Below are 16,062 nucleotides of genomic sequence, written 5' to 3'. Positions count from 1 at the left end.
TATTCATTCCTATTACTCTATTACATTGTTTTATAAACTCTATTAAACTACTTTTTCGGAATGAATGTTCATTCCTTTAGTTACACAAATACCCTCTCCTACTCTCATTTTTTAATTCTATTCAGGAATGAATATTCATTCCTGTCCTTATAAAGCTATAGAATCAAATGATTCTTATAGCGTTCCAAGAGCTTTCTTCCAATTCTTTTACTAATTCTTTTGAGTACTCTAATTGCCCTGTTGCAATTACTTTAATTAATTTTTCTAACGGTTGATATACAATAATAATTAAAGCAACTGGAGGTAACGGACGGAGTAAGCCTTTTACAATCCCATCTTCTATAATATTCATAAAGAAGCCTATAAAATCATCAAATATTTTCTTGCTTTGTTCATCAAGAAAATAACTATCACAGTGAGAATTTGTAAACAGAAAAGCATCCACATTATTTCTCGCAAATTCAAATAAACGGTTATACGTATGACTAAACTGTTCACGAATATTTGCTTCAACAGGAAAATCCGTTTTTATCATTTCAGAAAGCTGTAACATACTTTTTGAAAATAATGAGTTAACAAGCGCCTCTTTATTTTCAAAATAGCGATAAATAGTACCCGCACCGACTTTTGCCTTTTCAGCGATCATTGGAATTGTCGTACCATCGTAACCACGCTCCGCAAAAAGTTGCATCGCAGCATCAAAAATATCCTCTTGTTTGTTTTTAGCCATTTTTTCCACCTCTATTTTCAGGAATGAAAATTCATTCCGTTTTTAATTATAAATTACAGAAAATAAAAGTCAAGTGTGTGACTACGTATACCCTTATTTGTGAATAAAATTATATCAGCGATTTTCAGGATATATCAACTTACCGACAAAAACCAACACCCAAAGAGAAAGCTGTCCCAAAGTTTGATTTTGGACAGCCCTATTTTTTAAAAGAAATCATAAATAAAGGCTTCTCGTACCGGAACTATTTTCTCAAACGCTCGTATTTCCTCTTCGCTTCCGTTAATTAATTCAAGTTCATTTAGTTCTAATGGGCGTTTGTATCCAAGCAATATTGTAGATAGTGCATTTATATCTAGCTTGATCCCTTTATCCATTGGTTCTTCTATAATTGTTATTTCATAATTTGCAAGTCTCACCGATACATTATTCCACGGTGCAAATGAATCTGTAATATGTAAAATTATTTCTTGTTGTATATTGTTCCAGTTTAACTCATACTGTTTTAAGAACTGCTCTACATCTACAATTCTTCCCATAAAATATGGTTTTATTTCTGTTTTCACACGTGGTTCTTGCAATGTATATAACAACTGTTCGTTTTCACTTACTGTCATTTCAAGTTCTTTAATCATAGAATCATGTTGGCAAATAAAGTTCCATAGACCATTTCGTGCTTCATTATGCAGTGGTACGAATTCTTCTACAGTCATTTTAGATTTTTCTATTTTATATAACATGTAACCTGCTGCAGTTTTATTTTCATCGTAGTAAATTGCTAATGTTAAATCATCATAAACTGCTTGTAACCACCATTTTTCATTGCGAACTAGCATACCAGAAAAACGTTCTGCAAATGTTTCATAAAGCTTCTCGACTTCTTCTGAGTGATTTTCTTTATTGAAACGTTTCACAGTACCATTCACTTGTTTTTTCATAACTAAATCACTCTTTGTCATATGACATACAAGAAGATTCGCACAAAGTTCCCAGCCATATTTACGGTAAAATGCAACAGCAAATGGATGTAACATCGATACTGTATATCCGTCTTTTTTCATCGTTTGAAGTGAATGTTGAAGTAATTCTTTCACATATCCGCTTCTTCTATACTCTGGATACGTTGCTACCCCTGCAACGCCACCCATTTTAAATTTTTCTTTTCCTATGTATATATGAAACGGAATAAGGTGTAGTTTTGCCGCTAAGTCATTACCTTCCATAATACCGTACACTTCATGACTTTCCTTCATTCTTGTAAGTTGCTGCTGCAATCGATCCTCTTCAATTTTATATTGAAAAGCGTATTCTGATAAGCGTAATGCTTCTCTAAATTTATCTTCTGTTAATCGTATAACGTTCATATATTTCTCCTCCCTCCTTTATTTGAATTGTACCATAATTCTAAACGTTACAGTTCGGTGAATGAAATTATACTAGCTTACTAACAAACATCCAATATGAAAAAGCAGATACATCTCGTATCTGCTTCTCATCACTTTATTTAGCTAACTTTTGAAGTTCTTCGAAGAATGTAGGGTATGATACACCAACTGCTTCTGCATCTTCAATTGTTGTTTTTCCTTCTGCAATACATCCCGCAATCGCAAGCATCATTCCGATGCGGTGATCACCATAGCTATTAACTGTATTACCTTTTAGAGCTGATTTCCCGTAAATAATCATCCCGTCGTCAGTTGCCTCTATGCGCGCACCAAGTTTTGTTAATTCCGCTACGACTGTATCAATACGGTTTGTTTCTTTAACTTTTAATTCGTGTGCACCTTTAATTACTGTAATTCCTTCTGCTTGCGTTGCCGCTAAAGCGATAACAGGAATTTCATCAATTAATCTAGGGATAATATCTCCGCCGATTTCAATTCCTTTTAATGAAGATGTTTCAATTGTAATGTTTGCAGCTGGCTCTGATGCTCCTTCGTTAATTGGCTCTACAGTGAACGTAGCACCCATTTTCTCTAAAACATCAATAATACCTGTACGAGTTGGATTCATTCCTACATTTTGTAATACTAGTTTACTATTTGGAATAATTGCACCTGCTACTAAGAAAAAGGCAGCTGATGATACGTCACCTGGTACTTGAACATCTGTCGCTGTTAACTTTTGTCCACCTGCTAGTTTCACTGTCTTTCCTTCGCGAGTTACTTTAACGCCAAATGCTTCGAGCATTCTTTCCGTATGATCGCGTGAAATATGTGGTTCTGTAACAGCTGTTACACCTTCTGCCCGAAGTCCTGCAAGTAAAATAGCTGACTTTACTTGTGCGCTTGCTACCGGCGAAGTGTATTCAATTGCTTTTAAATCTCCACCACGTATTGTTAGCGGTGTAAACGTTCCTTCTTCGCGCCCATCAATGTTCGCACCCATTTGTTTTAATGGATTTGTTACACGTTTCATCGGTCTTTTTGCAATAGATGCATCACCTTGTACGCAAGAGAAAAATGGTGTATTTGCCAAAATTCCTGACATTAAACGTATAGTTGTACCCGAATTACCAACATCTAATACAGCTTTCGGTTCTTGTAAACCTTCTAATCCTTTACCAACTACAGTGACTTCATCACCGTTTTGCACGATGTCTACTCCCATTTCTTTAAAACAAGAAATTGTACTTAAACAATCTGCACCGGGCAAGAAACCTTTAATTGTTGTTTTTCCTTCTGCAATCGCACCGAACATGACAGCACGGTGAGAAATTGATTTATCTCCTGGAATTGTAATGTTGCCATTTAATCCGTTATTAACAGGTTGAATTGTTCTTTCCTTCACGTTTTCACCTTCTCATTTAAATTGTTTCATAAGTTTGGTATTTTTCTTCTCCAAGCGCGAGTGTTGCTTGCATACGATCTTCTTCTCGTTGGAAGCTAATACGTAATACTCCAAGTAATCCTTCACGCGCTTCTAATATTTGCAAGTTCGTAATACTAATTTCTTCGCGCGCTAAAATACTTGTAATGTGAGCCAATGCCCCTACTTTATCTAAAACATCGACGTATAAGTCGTGATAGGCAGGAATCGCCCCTCTCTTTCTTACCGGTAAAGAGTCACGGTATTCTTTCGCGTCTGCAAAATAGTTTTGAATCTCGCCTGCATCTCCGCTAGAAACTGTATCATATAAATCTTCCATTTCAGAGATCCACTCTTTTAATAATACCATTAAATGCTCTCGATTTTGCTTAACAATATCACTCCACATTTTCGGACTACTAGATGCGATACGTGTAATGTCTTTGAAACCTCCAGCAGCTAGCTGATGAATGAGCGGATTATCTTCTGCATGTTTCTCCACTTGCTTTACTAATCCAGCTGCAATAAGATGCGGGAAATGACTTACAATTCCTGTTACATAATCGTGTTCTTCTGTGTTTAAAACAAGGAAATGTGACCCTGTTCCTTTTAACCAATCTTTCAACTCTTCCACATCTTCATTTGGCACGTGATGCATCGGTGTTAAAATGTAAAATGCATTTTCAAATAAATGCGCTTTTGCACTTTCAACTCCCGTTTTATGAGAACCTGCCATCGGATGTCCACCAATGAAAGAAATTTCCTTTGAAAACAAAGCTTCTGCTTCATTCATAATCGTTCCTTTTGTACTACCAACATCGGTTACGATAACATCTTCTCGTAACCGAAATGACGCTAATTTGTGTAATAACTTCTTCGTTTCTTCAACTGGAGAAGCAAAAATAATTAGATGTGCCTCTTCACATGCATGTTGTAAATTTACTGCTATTTCATCTACTACGTGTAATTCTTTTGCACGCTCTACTTGTTCTTGAAATATATCATAACCTGTTATCGTTACATCGTGCTCTTTCTTAATTGCTAATGCGAGAGAGCCTCCGATTAAACCAGTTCCAATTAATACTACCTTCTTACGCATTTGCCTCATCTCGAGACTTTCTTTTTTTATTTTCAAAGTGTTGTTGTAACACTGAAATCACTCCTTCATTTTGCTCCCTTGTTCCGACTGTAATACGGACACCATTTGGGAACGGCCGAATAATAAATCCTGCGTGTGCACAAGCTTCATAAATCTCTCCAGCATTCTCAACTGGTAAGAAGATGAAATTTGTTTGCGATGGATAAAATGGAATATCATTTTCCTTACAAAAGCTCTCGTATTGTTGTAATCCTTCTGTATTTACACGAACTATTTCTTCAATAAACTCGTCATCACCAAAAGCAATCGTCGCTGCTTTTTGCGCTAATGAAGATACGTTAAATGGCAAACGTACGACATTTAATTTCTCAATTAACTCTTCCTGTCCAATCGCATATCCTACGCGGAAAGAAGCTAATCCGTACGCTTTGGAAAATGTTCTAAGCACAAGAATATTTTTATGCTTTTCTAAAAGCGGTAATGTCTCTGGGAAATCTTTTGCTGTTACGTATTCATAGTACGCTTCATCAATGACAATTAACGTATTTTCACTAATCCCTTCAATGAATTGAGTCAATTTTCGGTCATTCACATATGTGCCTGTCGGATTATTTGGATTACAAATCCATACGATTTTCGTATTATTATTTACCGCTGACGAAATTTCGTCTAAATCGTATACACCGTTATTTAGTGGAACTTCTTTCACTTCACAGCCTTCAATAATCGCATGATGACGGTACTGCGGGAATGTTGCACCTGCCGTTACGATGTTATCTCCTGCTTTAAGTGCTGCACGACTTATGATTTGAATGACTTCATCTAAACCACTACCGCAAAGTACTTGTTCCATTTGTACTTGTAATTTATTTGCAATTGTTTGACGGAGCGTTGTCGCACCTCCGTCAGGATATAAAGCATGGTCCAACCACGATTTTTGCAACTCATCTAAAACACGTGGTGAACAGCCGAATGGATTTTCATTCGATGCTAATTTCACAAATGCATGATCTCCGTACACTTCTTTCATTTGTTCAGGTGATTTACCTGGTTTATATGGTTGTAATGATGATAGTTGATCTTTTACTTGCATGTTAAAACCACCTTTTTATTAAAATTCTTTTGCGTATTTATTATGTTGCGTAATGTTTTGTTGAATTAACTCCATACGATCTTTTCCGAATTGTTCGACTAGTGCATGTGCAAGTTCCCATGCTACAACAGATTCAGCTACTACACCTGCTGCTGGTACTGCACAGCTATCCGACCTTTCAATACTCGCTTGAAATGCTTCTTTCGTATCAATATCAACACTTGCTAACGGTTTGTATAATGTAGGTATTGGTTTCATTACACCTCTTACGACAATTGGCATTCCCGTTGTCATACCGCCCTCTAAACCACCGGCATTATTCGTTTTTCTCGTGTATCCTTGTTCTTCATCCCATAAAATTTCATCGTGCACTTTACTTCCTGGCTGTCTTGCTGCTTCAAAACCAACACCAATTTCAGCACCTTTAAATGCATTAATGCTCATAATTGCACCAGCAAGTTTTGCATCTAATTTACGATCGTAATGAACGTAACTACCAACGCCAATCGGCATTCCTTCTGCAATGACTTCTACAATGCCTCCTATTGAATCTCCGCTACTTTTTGCATTATCAATTGCATTCATCATCTCTTGTTCTACTTCTTTATCTAAACATCGAACTGGTGAGTTTTCAGTAATCGTTTGAATTTCTTCAATTGACAAGTTAGAAATATGTTTTGCTTTTACTCCACCGATTTCAAGTACATGCCCTGCAATTTCTACGCCTAATTCTTTTAAAATTTGTTTCGCAACTGCTCCAGCTGCAACCCTTACTGTCGTTTCTCTTGCAGACGAGCGCTCTAGTACGTTTCTTATATCACGGTGACCGTATTTAATTGCTCCATTTAAATCCGCATGTCCTGGACGTGGCTTCGTAATTGTACGTTTCATGTCTTTACTTTCTTTTTCCGAAATTGGCTCTGCACCCATTACTTTCGTCCAATGTTTGAAATCATCATTTTTTACGATTAACGTAATTGGTGAGCCAAGTGTCATCCCATGACGAACACCACTTACAATTTCAACTGTATCCGTTTCAATTTGCATACGTCTTCCGCGTCCGTGCCCTTTTTGCCTTCTTAATAATTCTTTATTTATATGTTCCGCTGCCAGCGTTAAACCTGCTGGTACACCTTCTAAAATAACTGTTAACTGCGGTCCATGTGATTCTCCAGCTGTAATGTATCTCATTTCTCTTGCCCCTTTACTATTTTTTTGTACAAAAAAGTCCCTACTGAGCGCTCAGTAGGGACGATGTTTATCGCGGTACCACCCTAGTTGTAGACTTCTTTCGTCTACCTCTCTTCTTTAACGATCGTAAGACCGTCTTTTCCTCCAAAATTTGGCGAAAAAGATGCTCCAAGGCTGTAATTCATGCTTACCTTTGTACTGATTCACACCGACCATCAGCTCTCTTTAACAGGGAGATAAGCACTACTGTTTCCTCTTCAGCGCATATGTGATATGGAATTAAGATAATTTATTTTTGAATCCTTTTAACTCTTCCATGAATTTATGGAATTCTGGAATATCCATTTGTTGTGCAGAATCTGATAATGCAACTGCTGGGTCTGGGTGTACTTCAGCCATTACTGCATCTGCGCCAATTGCAAGTGCTGCTTTTGCTGTTGGTAATAATAAATCTCTACGTCCAGTTGAATGCGTTACGTCAACAACAACTGGTAAATGTGTTTCTTTCTTTAAAATCGGTACTGCTGAAATGTCTAATGTGTTACGTGTCGCTCTTTCGTATGTGCGGATACCGCGCTCACAAAGAATAATTTGGTCGTTACCTTGTGCAATGATGTATTCCGCTGCATTAATGAACTCATCAATTGTTGCTGCTAATCCACGTTTTAATAATACTGGCTTGTTAACTTTACCTACAGCTCGTAGTAAATCGAAGTTTTGCATGTTACGTGCACCAACTTGAATTACATCAACGTAGTCTAATGCCATTTCAACATCGTTCGGATTTAAAATTTCACTAATAATCGCTAAGTCGAACTCATCTGCTACTTGGCGTAAGATTTGTAATCCTTCTACTCCTAAACCTTGGAAATCGTATGGAGATGTTCTCGGTTTGAAAGCACCACCGCGCATTAATTTTAAGCCTTGGTCTTTCATCGCTTGCCCTACTTGGCGAACTTGCTCTAAGCTTTCTACCGCACAAGGTCCCATAATGAACGTTTGTGTTCCGTTACCAATCAATTCACCTTTTACGTCAACAATTGTGTTTTCTTGTTTCTTTTTACGTGATACTAGTAATGCTTTACGGTTATCATCTTCTTGTAATTCTAAGCTAGCTTTGAAGATTGTTTTGAAAATATGTTGAACCGTTGATGTTTCGAATGGTCCTTCGTTATTCTCTGCGATCATATCAAGTACTTCACGCTCACGTACTGGATCAAAACGTTTCGTACCTTGTACTTGCTTTTGCTCCCCAATTTTTTGAACGATTTCACCACGTTTGTTTAAAAGGTGTAATAGTTGTAAGTTAATTTCATCTACCTGTTTACGTAATTGATCTAATTCATGATTTGCCATTTGGAAATCCTCCTCTAATGTTTTAAAAGTTATAGTAAGAGAATGAAAAATTCTCTATTTTCTGAACTGGTCAATTATACAAATTTAAAGTGGAATCGATCCCTCTTCTTATTTTAAACTAATAATTAGTACAAAGACACTATCTACTAATTAAAAACCCACTTTTTTGTACAAAAAATCCCTACTGATTCAATCAGTAGGGACGATATTTATCGCGGTACCACCCTAGTTGTAGACTTCTTTCGTCTACCTCTCTTCATTGTTAACGATCATCTGACCGTCTTTCCCTTCATAAAGACAATGCTATCTTTACTACGAAAAAGATGCTCTAGGACTGTAATTCGCTCTTGTTTTTGTACTGGTTCACACCAACCACCAGCTCTCTGTTACAGGGAAACAACAACTACTGCTTTTCCTTTCAACGCATACATATTTAATTTTCAAGTTGGGCCACTAAAATACAAAAAGTCCCTACTGAATAAATCAGTAGGGACGATATTTATCGCGGTACCACCCTAGTTGTAGACTATCTTTCCGTCTACCTCTCTTCACTGTTAACGATCAATTGACCGCTTTTTCTTCATAAAGACAATACTATCTTTACTACGAAAAAGATGCTCCAAGACTGTAATTCATGATTATCCCTGTACTGGTTCACACCAACCACCAGCTCTCTGTTACAGTAAGACTAACCACTACTGTGATCTCTTCATTGCACTTTGTTTATTCAAATGTTTTTTGAAATTGAATAAGTATGATTCGTATTATAGAACGCTTTTCAAAACACTGTCAACAACTTTTTATATATTTTTTAAAATTCCACTTTCGCCCTACATTTCTTCTTGTAAATTCTCCATAACAATTCCGATGCGAATTATCTCATTATCTATTGCATTTATTACACATTTTTCTACTTTATACCCGATTAATAATTCTTTTATTTGAATGATTTCCGTTTCAAGTAAATCCGCTTCCTGAAGCGTTTGCAGTAAAGTAAAAAATACGTTTGCATACAACTCTTTATACATTTTTATACTCTCTGTCTTCTCAAGTATTTCATTGAATAACTGTTTTAACTCCGTTTGATTTCCCTTTCCACCTACGTCCGAAAATGATTTACAAATTATCGATAACCCTCTTTCTACTATTTCATCCATAAATAAAATAATACGTAAAAGCATTACATATTCTCTAGCTGTGATTTCACCCATTTTCGGTCGTTCTCGCAAAAATATACTGAGCCAAGCTGCCCAAAATTTTTGTTGCTCTTTTGCGCTTAACGTTTTGACGTAATAGCATAAAAACTGCATAAACTTAATTTTATTTTCTTCATTTTCTCGTATAAGTAAAGGGTATAACCAGTCTGTTTTTTGTTCCCAATACAGTACACATTTAATAAATACAAAACTGAGCCATTTTAAGAAAGCTTCCCTCGTATGCGGATGTAATACTTCTAAATGTTCTACTGCATACTTAATAAATCGCTTCATTTCTGTAAATAAAGGTAAATTTATTTGCGTGTAACATAAGCCGGCCCATGCATATTTCGTAATCTCATTTTCCTTCTTTAACTCTAAGTACGGTAACAAATATTTTCGGCACCATTGTTTCTCAATATGATAAAGAAATGTAATATCCGCTACTAAACGTGCTAACATAAAATTTGTCCGTTCTGTACTAATTCTTACTTGTTCTTCAAATAAAAATAAATATTCATACACATTACGATCGTATAAATGATCATATGATAACAGTTTTAATAATACAGCTGTCATTTTCCCAACAGGATGCTGAATCGATTCATTGTAAAAATCTTGTTTTCCAAGCTTAAAATCCGTGTCACTTTTCATTACTTGAGGGAATACTGAAAAAGCAAACCGTTTTACATTGCGTATACTATTTTCCTCTAACTCTTCTAACCGATTGCTAATTTCATATAGAAAGCTACTAATTAACCAATGAAATGCAGTATTTCTAACGAATTTCTGCAACAGAGGAATAACTTTTTGTATTTGTTCATTTGTCAGTCCTCGGTTATTTCGCCACTCTCTAATACAAACAAACCAAACTTCATTACTTATTTCGTGCATACCTACTAATTGATAAGCAAATGAAATACTCCATTCTGTATTCAATTTACATGCTTTCGATAACATCTCTAAAAAATGACGTTGTTCAAACACACCATCTTGAGAGAATTGGCGAACTTGTTTCATAATTTCTTCATCTTTCAGCTGTAATAATCCATCAGCAGTTACATTACAAGTAATACTTTGTTCTGTCGTCTCTCTCTTTTTTACACTGTATCGATCAGAATGAAAGTGTGGATGTTTTTGCTTCATTAACTCATAACCTTTTGCTGTAGATGAACTATTTGAATCACACGTGAATAATAAATCTAACAGTAAACAAACATCAAATGCCCTCTCCTCTGCAAGGTTCTTTAATACAATTTGAATGACTTCTTCCTTTGTTTTTTCTAAAGAGAGTGCGTAATGATTTTTTATAAGTTGAAAAACTTCTTGTTTATACGTGACATCTAAAAGAATTTCTTCCTGTAACAACCATTTCATCTTCTCATCGGCGCTTACAAATATATTTTTATTCATCGCATCAATGGCAATTCGATTTTGAAGTATGCTGCTTGCTTCTATCATTTCAGTAATATAATAATTTGCTTTTTTCTCATTGTTTTCACATAAATAGGCTAAACACTCTTTTACAATTTGAATTAAAAACGCAAGATCATTTTGCTGAAACTCTTTTTCCACATTTTCCTTATCCCTTTTTTTCAGTGCCGTTTGCCTTAGTGATAACATCCGCAACTTCTCTATTCCCATCATCATAATTGGAACGGCGTAATAAGAAATATGCGGTTTCATCTTTTCATTCCAAATTTGCTCCACATAAGAAAATGTAGACACGGGTAAACGACTCGACTCCTCAAGTTCTATTGATTCTTGCGTATTATCATTTCCCCACTTTCTTTCACGCTTCAATTTAAGTTTTCCGTCCAAAATAAACGTTAATAACAATAAAGCGATTTCTTTATGCTCAGGAAAAGAACATTTTTGCAGTAAGTAAGAAATTGTTTCGATCGATTTACTATCTTTTTCAGCTGTTTCTAATAAAAGCAGTGTCCACCGTGCAAACAACAATGGGTCCATCTCGATTTTCGTCTCACTTAAGTAACTACAAATTGTTCTCCATAATAACGGAGATAGTTTAGATTGATTTTTAAAAATTAATTGAAATAATTCTTTTTGGTGACTAAAAAGAAATTGTTCCACTAACCATTTTGCAAGTAATTCATCTACCTCGTTATAATTTGATGTAATTAAAAATAAATTTTGTAATTTTCCTTCCGCTTCAAGCCATTCCACCCACTCATAATCATGAGCAAATTCAACGAAGTAGCGGACTGTTTCAATTTTTTTAATGGATTGTTTTATGTATGATAATTGTTCCTGCTCTACAGAAGGTGGAACTGTTACTATGTCACGAATGCGCATTCGTTTTGTAATATAATTATCACCCATTAACTCCGCCCATCGTTTTACTGCTTTAACGAGCGACTGATGATTATTACCTTTATTCGGATATACAATCGGCCGTATTCCTAAATGCTCCCAATGATATGTATTTTCTCCTTGTGCGACAAATGCATAACGCCTTGTACTTGGTGGTAAACCAGTTGCTAAATATTTCATTACTGGATCATTATGGCTATATCCAACGAACAAAACGGTATAATTCGAGAATAAATCAACTAAAAATCTTCTCGCCCATCCTTCCGTCAAGTAAGCCCTTCCAAAATCACCATCTGTTAAAATTAATGCTTCTTTCTCTTGTTCTATATTGCCATGTATGTAAGCGAGTCCTTTAAACGCTCTACCTGTAGGTAACGCAGGTGCGTAATATACGTTTAATTCTCTATTCATTTCTTTTATCGCAGTTGTAAAATGTCGATCAAAATTTGTCGTTACAATACGAACTTCCGTGTCTAAAGGAAACAACCTCGGAATTGCATAATGAAGCGGATTCGGTTTTGACTTTTCTATATGAACTAGATCTCTTGCAACTTGATGTACATCTTTTGATTTCGCAATTTTACCAAGATAATAATCATGTGGTTCTGTTATTTCACGTTTTTCTACATATAACGTTTTCGCAATTTCATCAACAAGATCATCAAAATTCGGTAAGTTTGATTTCCCTTTCATAGAAACTCCCGCTCCAACAAATAATACTAACTTTCCTTGTTCAAGATGATCAATTAACTCGTCTGGAATTTCTACTTCTGAAGTAATCCACACCCAGGATTCCCCCTTACCTAAAAATGTCATATACTCTCATTTTACTATAACATTTTTTCTTTGTTTTTTTAATATTTAGACAAAGATTGAACATGAAAAAGTTTTATATAAATATATTCGTTACAATGTATGAACTCCTAAATTTATTGTAAAACTATGTATAAATCGGAGGTGTAAATATTGAATGGTTTTACTGTAGTGCTTATCAAGTTTATATCGTGCATTATCGCATTTAGTATTGGACTCGCTTTATTTTTCCCTGCAACGTTCGTCCAAATTATTTCATTTAGTCTCTTTGTAACAATCGTATCTTATATGTTCGTTGATAAAATCATATTAAATCGAATCGGCAATACTGGTGCCATTATGTCGGATTTCTTACTAACATATTTAAGCGTATGGATTTTCGGTAATATTTTATTAGACAACTATATGCAAATTGCATGGGGAAGCATCCTTTCCGCAATTGTCTTCACATTATCAGAAGTAATCGTTCATCGCTTCTCTAACTCCCACACAAGGCACCACAACGATAATATTCATATTAATCGCCGCTTTGCATATGGTACAGAGTTTGCTGAAGAGCAGAATATATTGGATAAAGATAAGAAAAAGTAATATTTTGATGCAGGAGCGCCCTTTTTAATTATGTGGTGCTCCTTTTTTGTGTTTTTATTATGGTACGTGAAATTATATCGACGTTTTTTCAAATATATCAACGATTATTTCAATATATCGACGTTTCGACAAAGGATATCGATGATGTATAAAAGTATGTGTAAACATTTTTAGGCAAAAAATAAGGCAAAGTACCCCCTAGGTTTATCCAGAACCTAAAATAAAAGGAGACTTTGCCTCATGCCTAATAATAGTATACCCAATTTAGATTTAGGTAAACAAATTGAAGCCATGGTAAAAGACTTTGTACAAGATAAATTAGAAATGATTCTTAGAGAGGAAATTCAAAACTTCCTGAAGACGGAAGCTCAAAATGAACCTAATTCTAAAAATGGTTACTATCAAAGAATGTTGGATACAAAATTTGGACGAATAGAAGATTTATCTGTCCCAAGAGATCGAAATGGTGACTTTCAAACCTCTCTATTCCAGCCGTATCAACGACGTGATGGTTGGTTAGAAAAAGCGGTTCTAAGCCTATATCAAAGCGGTGTAAGTACGCGACAAGTTGGTAAATTTGTGGAGCGTTTATTAGATGGTAATCCTTACTCAGCTACTACTGTATCTAATATTACCGAAAAGATTAGGGACAATATCGAAAGTTGGCAATCACGTACATTAGAGTCGAATTACACGGCACTTTATTTAGATTGCTTATTTTTTAGTGTGCGTCGCGATACGGTTGAAAAAGAGGCTATTTATATCGCTTTAGGTATTACATTGGAAGGGAAACGTGAAATCTTAGGTTTTTATGTTGGCGGAAGAGAATCGGCAAGTGGTTGGAGAGAAATTCTAGAAAATCTACATGAACGAGGTGTAAAAAACGTCTTACTAGGTATTTTCGATGGATTAACTGGCTTAGAAACAGCGTTTCTAAGTGTATACCCTAAAGCGGATGTTCAACGCTGTGTCGTGCATAAAATGAGAAATGTGTTGTCTAAAGTAAGAAAATCTGATCAGAAAGAAGTCGCAAGTGACTTTAAACAAGTGTATAAAGCTGTAGATTTACCAAGTGCGGAAGAAGCGTTTCAAATGGTAAAAGAAAAATGGGGCAAGAAGTATAAAAAAGAGGTGGAATCATGGGAAAAAGATTTACCTGTTCTTCTTACTTTTTATAAGTATCCAAAAGAGATCCGATCTTATATCTATACAACGAATATGATTGAGCGAACAATTAAAGAGGTACGCAAACGCTTAAAAACCATGAATAGTCTTCCGAGTATAGAATCTGTAGAGAAAATTGTATATTTAGTATCAAATAATTATAACGACAGTTGGACTACCAAACGAACAGCTGGATTTGGTTTAGCACATGAAAAAATTTATAAAATGTTTAAAGAGCGTTATGAAGAAAAATCGTTATCGAGTTAAAAACATAAAAAAATGGTGTGGGAACAGTGAAGCTAGCTTCACTGTTCCCACACCAAACAATTAATAATTATATACTGGATAAACCAATGTACCTAGCCCAAACAATTTACACAGACTTCTTGACGGAACCAGGATATCGACTTACCGACACTATTTGACATGATTTCCTCTAATAAAGTGAAACTTTAATCAGTGGGGGTTTTCTTCATCCCCCACTGATTATTAGTTGAACCAATCGGACTTTTATGGACAGTTGATCCCCCACCTAACCTCTTTGCTTTCGCTGCATTTTGAGGTGGGGGTCTTACTGCCCATTAAAGTCGGATAAAAAACTGCCTCTTATTTAGAGACAGTTTCTTTCAAATCTTTTAATGTAATGACATCAGCAAACGCTCCAAACACTACGTTATGATGCTTCACAATGTCTTCAGCACGTAACACCTCTGTATCAAACGTACTATGTGCATCGCTCACTAACGTTACTTTATACCCTTCACTAAACGCCCTGCGAGTTGTCGTATCCACACAATACTGCGTTTGCATTCCTGAAATGATAACATGATCGATTCCCTTGTCTTGCAATACTTCTTTTAGGTCCGTCTTGTGGAATGAATCTGGGGTCGTTTTTTCAACAACACAATCCTCTTCTAGTGGAGCGATTGCCTTATGAATCTTCCACCCCTCTGTACCCTTTTCTAACGGATGATCTTTCGGTCCATTATGTTGCACATAAATTACCGGAATATCATTTGAACGGCATTCTCCAATAAGCTCTTGCAATATTTCTAAAAACTTTTCCCCATTATGTACTGGCATTCCTGCTGTATACATACCTGCTTGCACATCGATTACGATTAATGCTTTTTTCATTTCGCGCAGCTCCCTTTGTTTGTATAGGCCTCTACATATTCATCATAATACAGTACTTCAATTACATTGGACCAATTCAAGATTGATCCAACGAAATCCTTTATATCTAATCCAGGCATTTCGTATACTTCTTCATCGTTAGCAGTTCCCGTCGCATCTTCAATAAGCGTAACTTTATAGCCTTTTTCAAAAGCAGCGATACTTGTAAATAAACAACAAAATTCCGTATTAAATCCAACGATAACAACATGATCAACTTTATGTTTCGTTAATATATCTTCAACACTTGTATCTTTAAACGCACTAGGTGTTGTCTTCTCGGCTATATAATCCGCAAACCTGGTATATTCTTCTACTAATTCACTTCCAGTTGATTCATAATACAATGTACTTTCTGGATTATCATCTCGGTGTTTTAAGAAAATAATAGGTTCATTCTCCGCTTTAAATTGTTTTAAAACATTTGCAATGAACTCTTTTTCAACAGAAAAATCCTTGCACTCTAAAATCCCCTTCTGCATATCTAATACAAGTAGCGCCTTCACTTCTA

Annotated in this window: 12 protein-coding genes and 3 other annotated features; of the genes, 2 read left to right on the top strand and 10 right to left on the bottom strand. The window is 35.6% G+C overall.

What is annotated here, in order from left to right:
• Positions 1-163 precede the first annotated feature (163 nt).
• The 8 genes from ACTFRN_RS19400 to ACTFRN_RS19365 all read right to left on the bottom strand — a co-directional run bounded on the left by ACTFRN_RS19400 (position 164) and on the right by ACTFRN_RS19365 (position 12,623).
• Complete coding sequence (locus tag ACTFRN_RS19400) at positions 164-730, bottom strand: TetR/AcrR family transcriptional regulator (RefSeq protein WP_001107304.1); 567 nt, start codon at positions 728-730, stop codon at positions 164-166.
• A gap of 206 nt (positions 731-936) precedes the next feature.
• Positions 937-2,094, bottom strand: a complete 1,158-nt coding sequence (locus tag ACTFRN_RS19395; RefSeq protein WP_074568068.1) for a GNAT family N-acetyltransferase — start codon at positions 2,092-2,094, stop codon at positions 937-939.
• 136 nt (positions 2,095-2,230) lie between these two features.
• Entirely contained in the window at positions 2,231-3,520 is a 1,290-nt protein-coding gene (aroA, locus tag ACTFRN_RS19390) for a 3-phosphoshikimate 1-carboxyvinyltransferase (RefSeq protein WP_088106734.1), read from the bottom strand.
• 16 nt (positions 3,521-3,536) lie between these two features.
• A complete protein-coding gene (tyrA, locus tag ACTFRN_RS19385; protein ID WP_001228144.1) occupies positions 3,537-4,637 on the bottom strand; it encodes a prephenate dehydrogenase in 1,101 nt (366 codons plus the stop codon).
• On the bottom strand, positions 4,630-5,730 hold the full coding sequence (gene hisC / locus ACTFRN_RS19380) for a histidinol-phosphate transaminase (protein ID WP_001197235.1): 1,101 nt from the start codon (positions 5,728-5,730) through the stop codon (positions 4,630-4,632). The genes tyrA and hisC overlap by 8 nt, the downstream gene beginning before the upstream one ends.
• An 18-nt stretch (positions 5,731-5,748) precedes the next feature.
• On the bottom strand, positions 5,749-6,921 hold the full coding sequence (gene aroC / locus ACTFRN_RS19375) for a chorismate synthase (protein ID WP_001269403.1): 1,173 nt from the start codon (positions 6,919-6,921) through the stop codon (positions 5,749-5,751).
• A 53-nt stretch (positions 6,922-6,974) separates the two neighbouring features.
• Positions 6,975-7,191: a binding site (T-box leader), on the bottom strand.
• A gap of 9 nt (positions 7,192-7,200) precedes the next feature.
• A complete protein-coding gene (locus ACTFRN_RS19370) occupies positions 7,201-8,277 on the bottom strand; it encodes a bifunctional 3-deoxy-7-phosphoheptulonate synthase/chorismate mutase (RefSeq protein ID WP_001273581.1) in 1,077 nt (358 codons plus the stop codon).
• A gap of 195 nt (positions 8,278-8,472) precedes the next feature.
• Positions 8,473-8,708: a binding site (T-box leader), on the bottom strand.
• 54 nt (positions 8,709-8,762) lie between these two features.
• Positions 8,763-8,999: a binding site (T-box leader), on the bottom strand.
• A 108-nt stretch (positions 9,000-9,107) separates the two neighbouring features.
• Positions 9,108-12,623, bottom strand: coding sequence for a DUF4020 domain-containing protein (locus ACTFRN_RS19365; protein ID WP_074568067.1), 3,516 nt, complete (start codon positions 12,621-12,623; stop codon positions 9,108-9,110).
• A 150-nt stretch (positions 12,624-12,773) separates the two neighbouring features.
• Between ACTFRN_RS19365 and ACTFRN_RS19360 the strand changes: the two genes are divergently transcribed.
• Together ACTFRN_RS19360 and ACTFRN_RS19355 are read left to right on the top strand one after the other, a co-directional pair.
• Entirely contained in the window at positions 12,774-13,211 is a 438-nt protein-coding gene (locus ACTFRN_RS19360; protein WP_001013099.1) for a YndM family protein, read from the top strand.
• A gap of 240 nt (positions 13,212-13,451) precedes the next feature.
• Entirely contained in the window at positions 13,452-14,642 is a 1,191-nt protein-coding gene (locus tag ACTFRN_RS19355) for an IS256 family transposase (protein ID WP_001133492.1), read from the top strand.
• A gap of 339 nt (positions 14,643-14,981) precedes the next feature.
• Here the strand turns inward: ACTFRN_RS19355 and ACTFRN_RS19350 are convergent, their stop codons facing one another.
• Together ACTFRN_RS19350 and ACTFRN_RS19345 are read right to left on the bottom strand one after the other, a co-directional pair.
• On the bottom strand, positions 14,982-15,512 hold the full coding sequence (locus ACTFRN_RS19350; protein ID WP_000709525.1) for a cysteine hydrolase family protein: 531 nt from the start codon (positions 15,510-15,512) through the stop codon (positions 14,982-14,984).
• A complete protein-coding gene (locus tag ACTFRN_RS19345; RefSeq protein WP_014893633.1) occupies positions 15,509-16,057 on the bottom strand; it encodes an isochorismatase family protein in 549 nt (182 codons plus the stop codon). The genes ACTFRN_RS19350 and ACTFRN_RS19345 overlap by 4 nt, the downstream gene beginning before the upstream one ends.
• Positions 16,058-16,062 lie beyond the last annotated feature (5 nt).

The organism is Bacillus cereus group sp. MYBK245-2 (assembly GCF_051916145.1).
GTDB classification, from domain to species: Bacteria; Bacillota; Bacilli; order Bacillales; family Bacillaceae_G; genus Bacillus_A; species Bacillus_A pacificus.
Note: the sequence above shows the minus strand (reverse complement) of the source record. Positions and strands in the feature narration are given on the sequence as shown.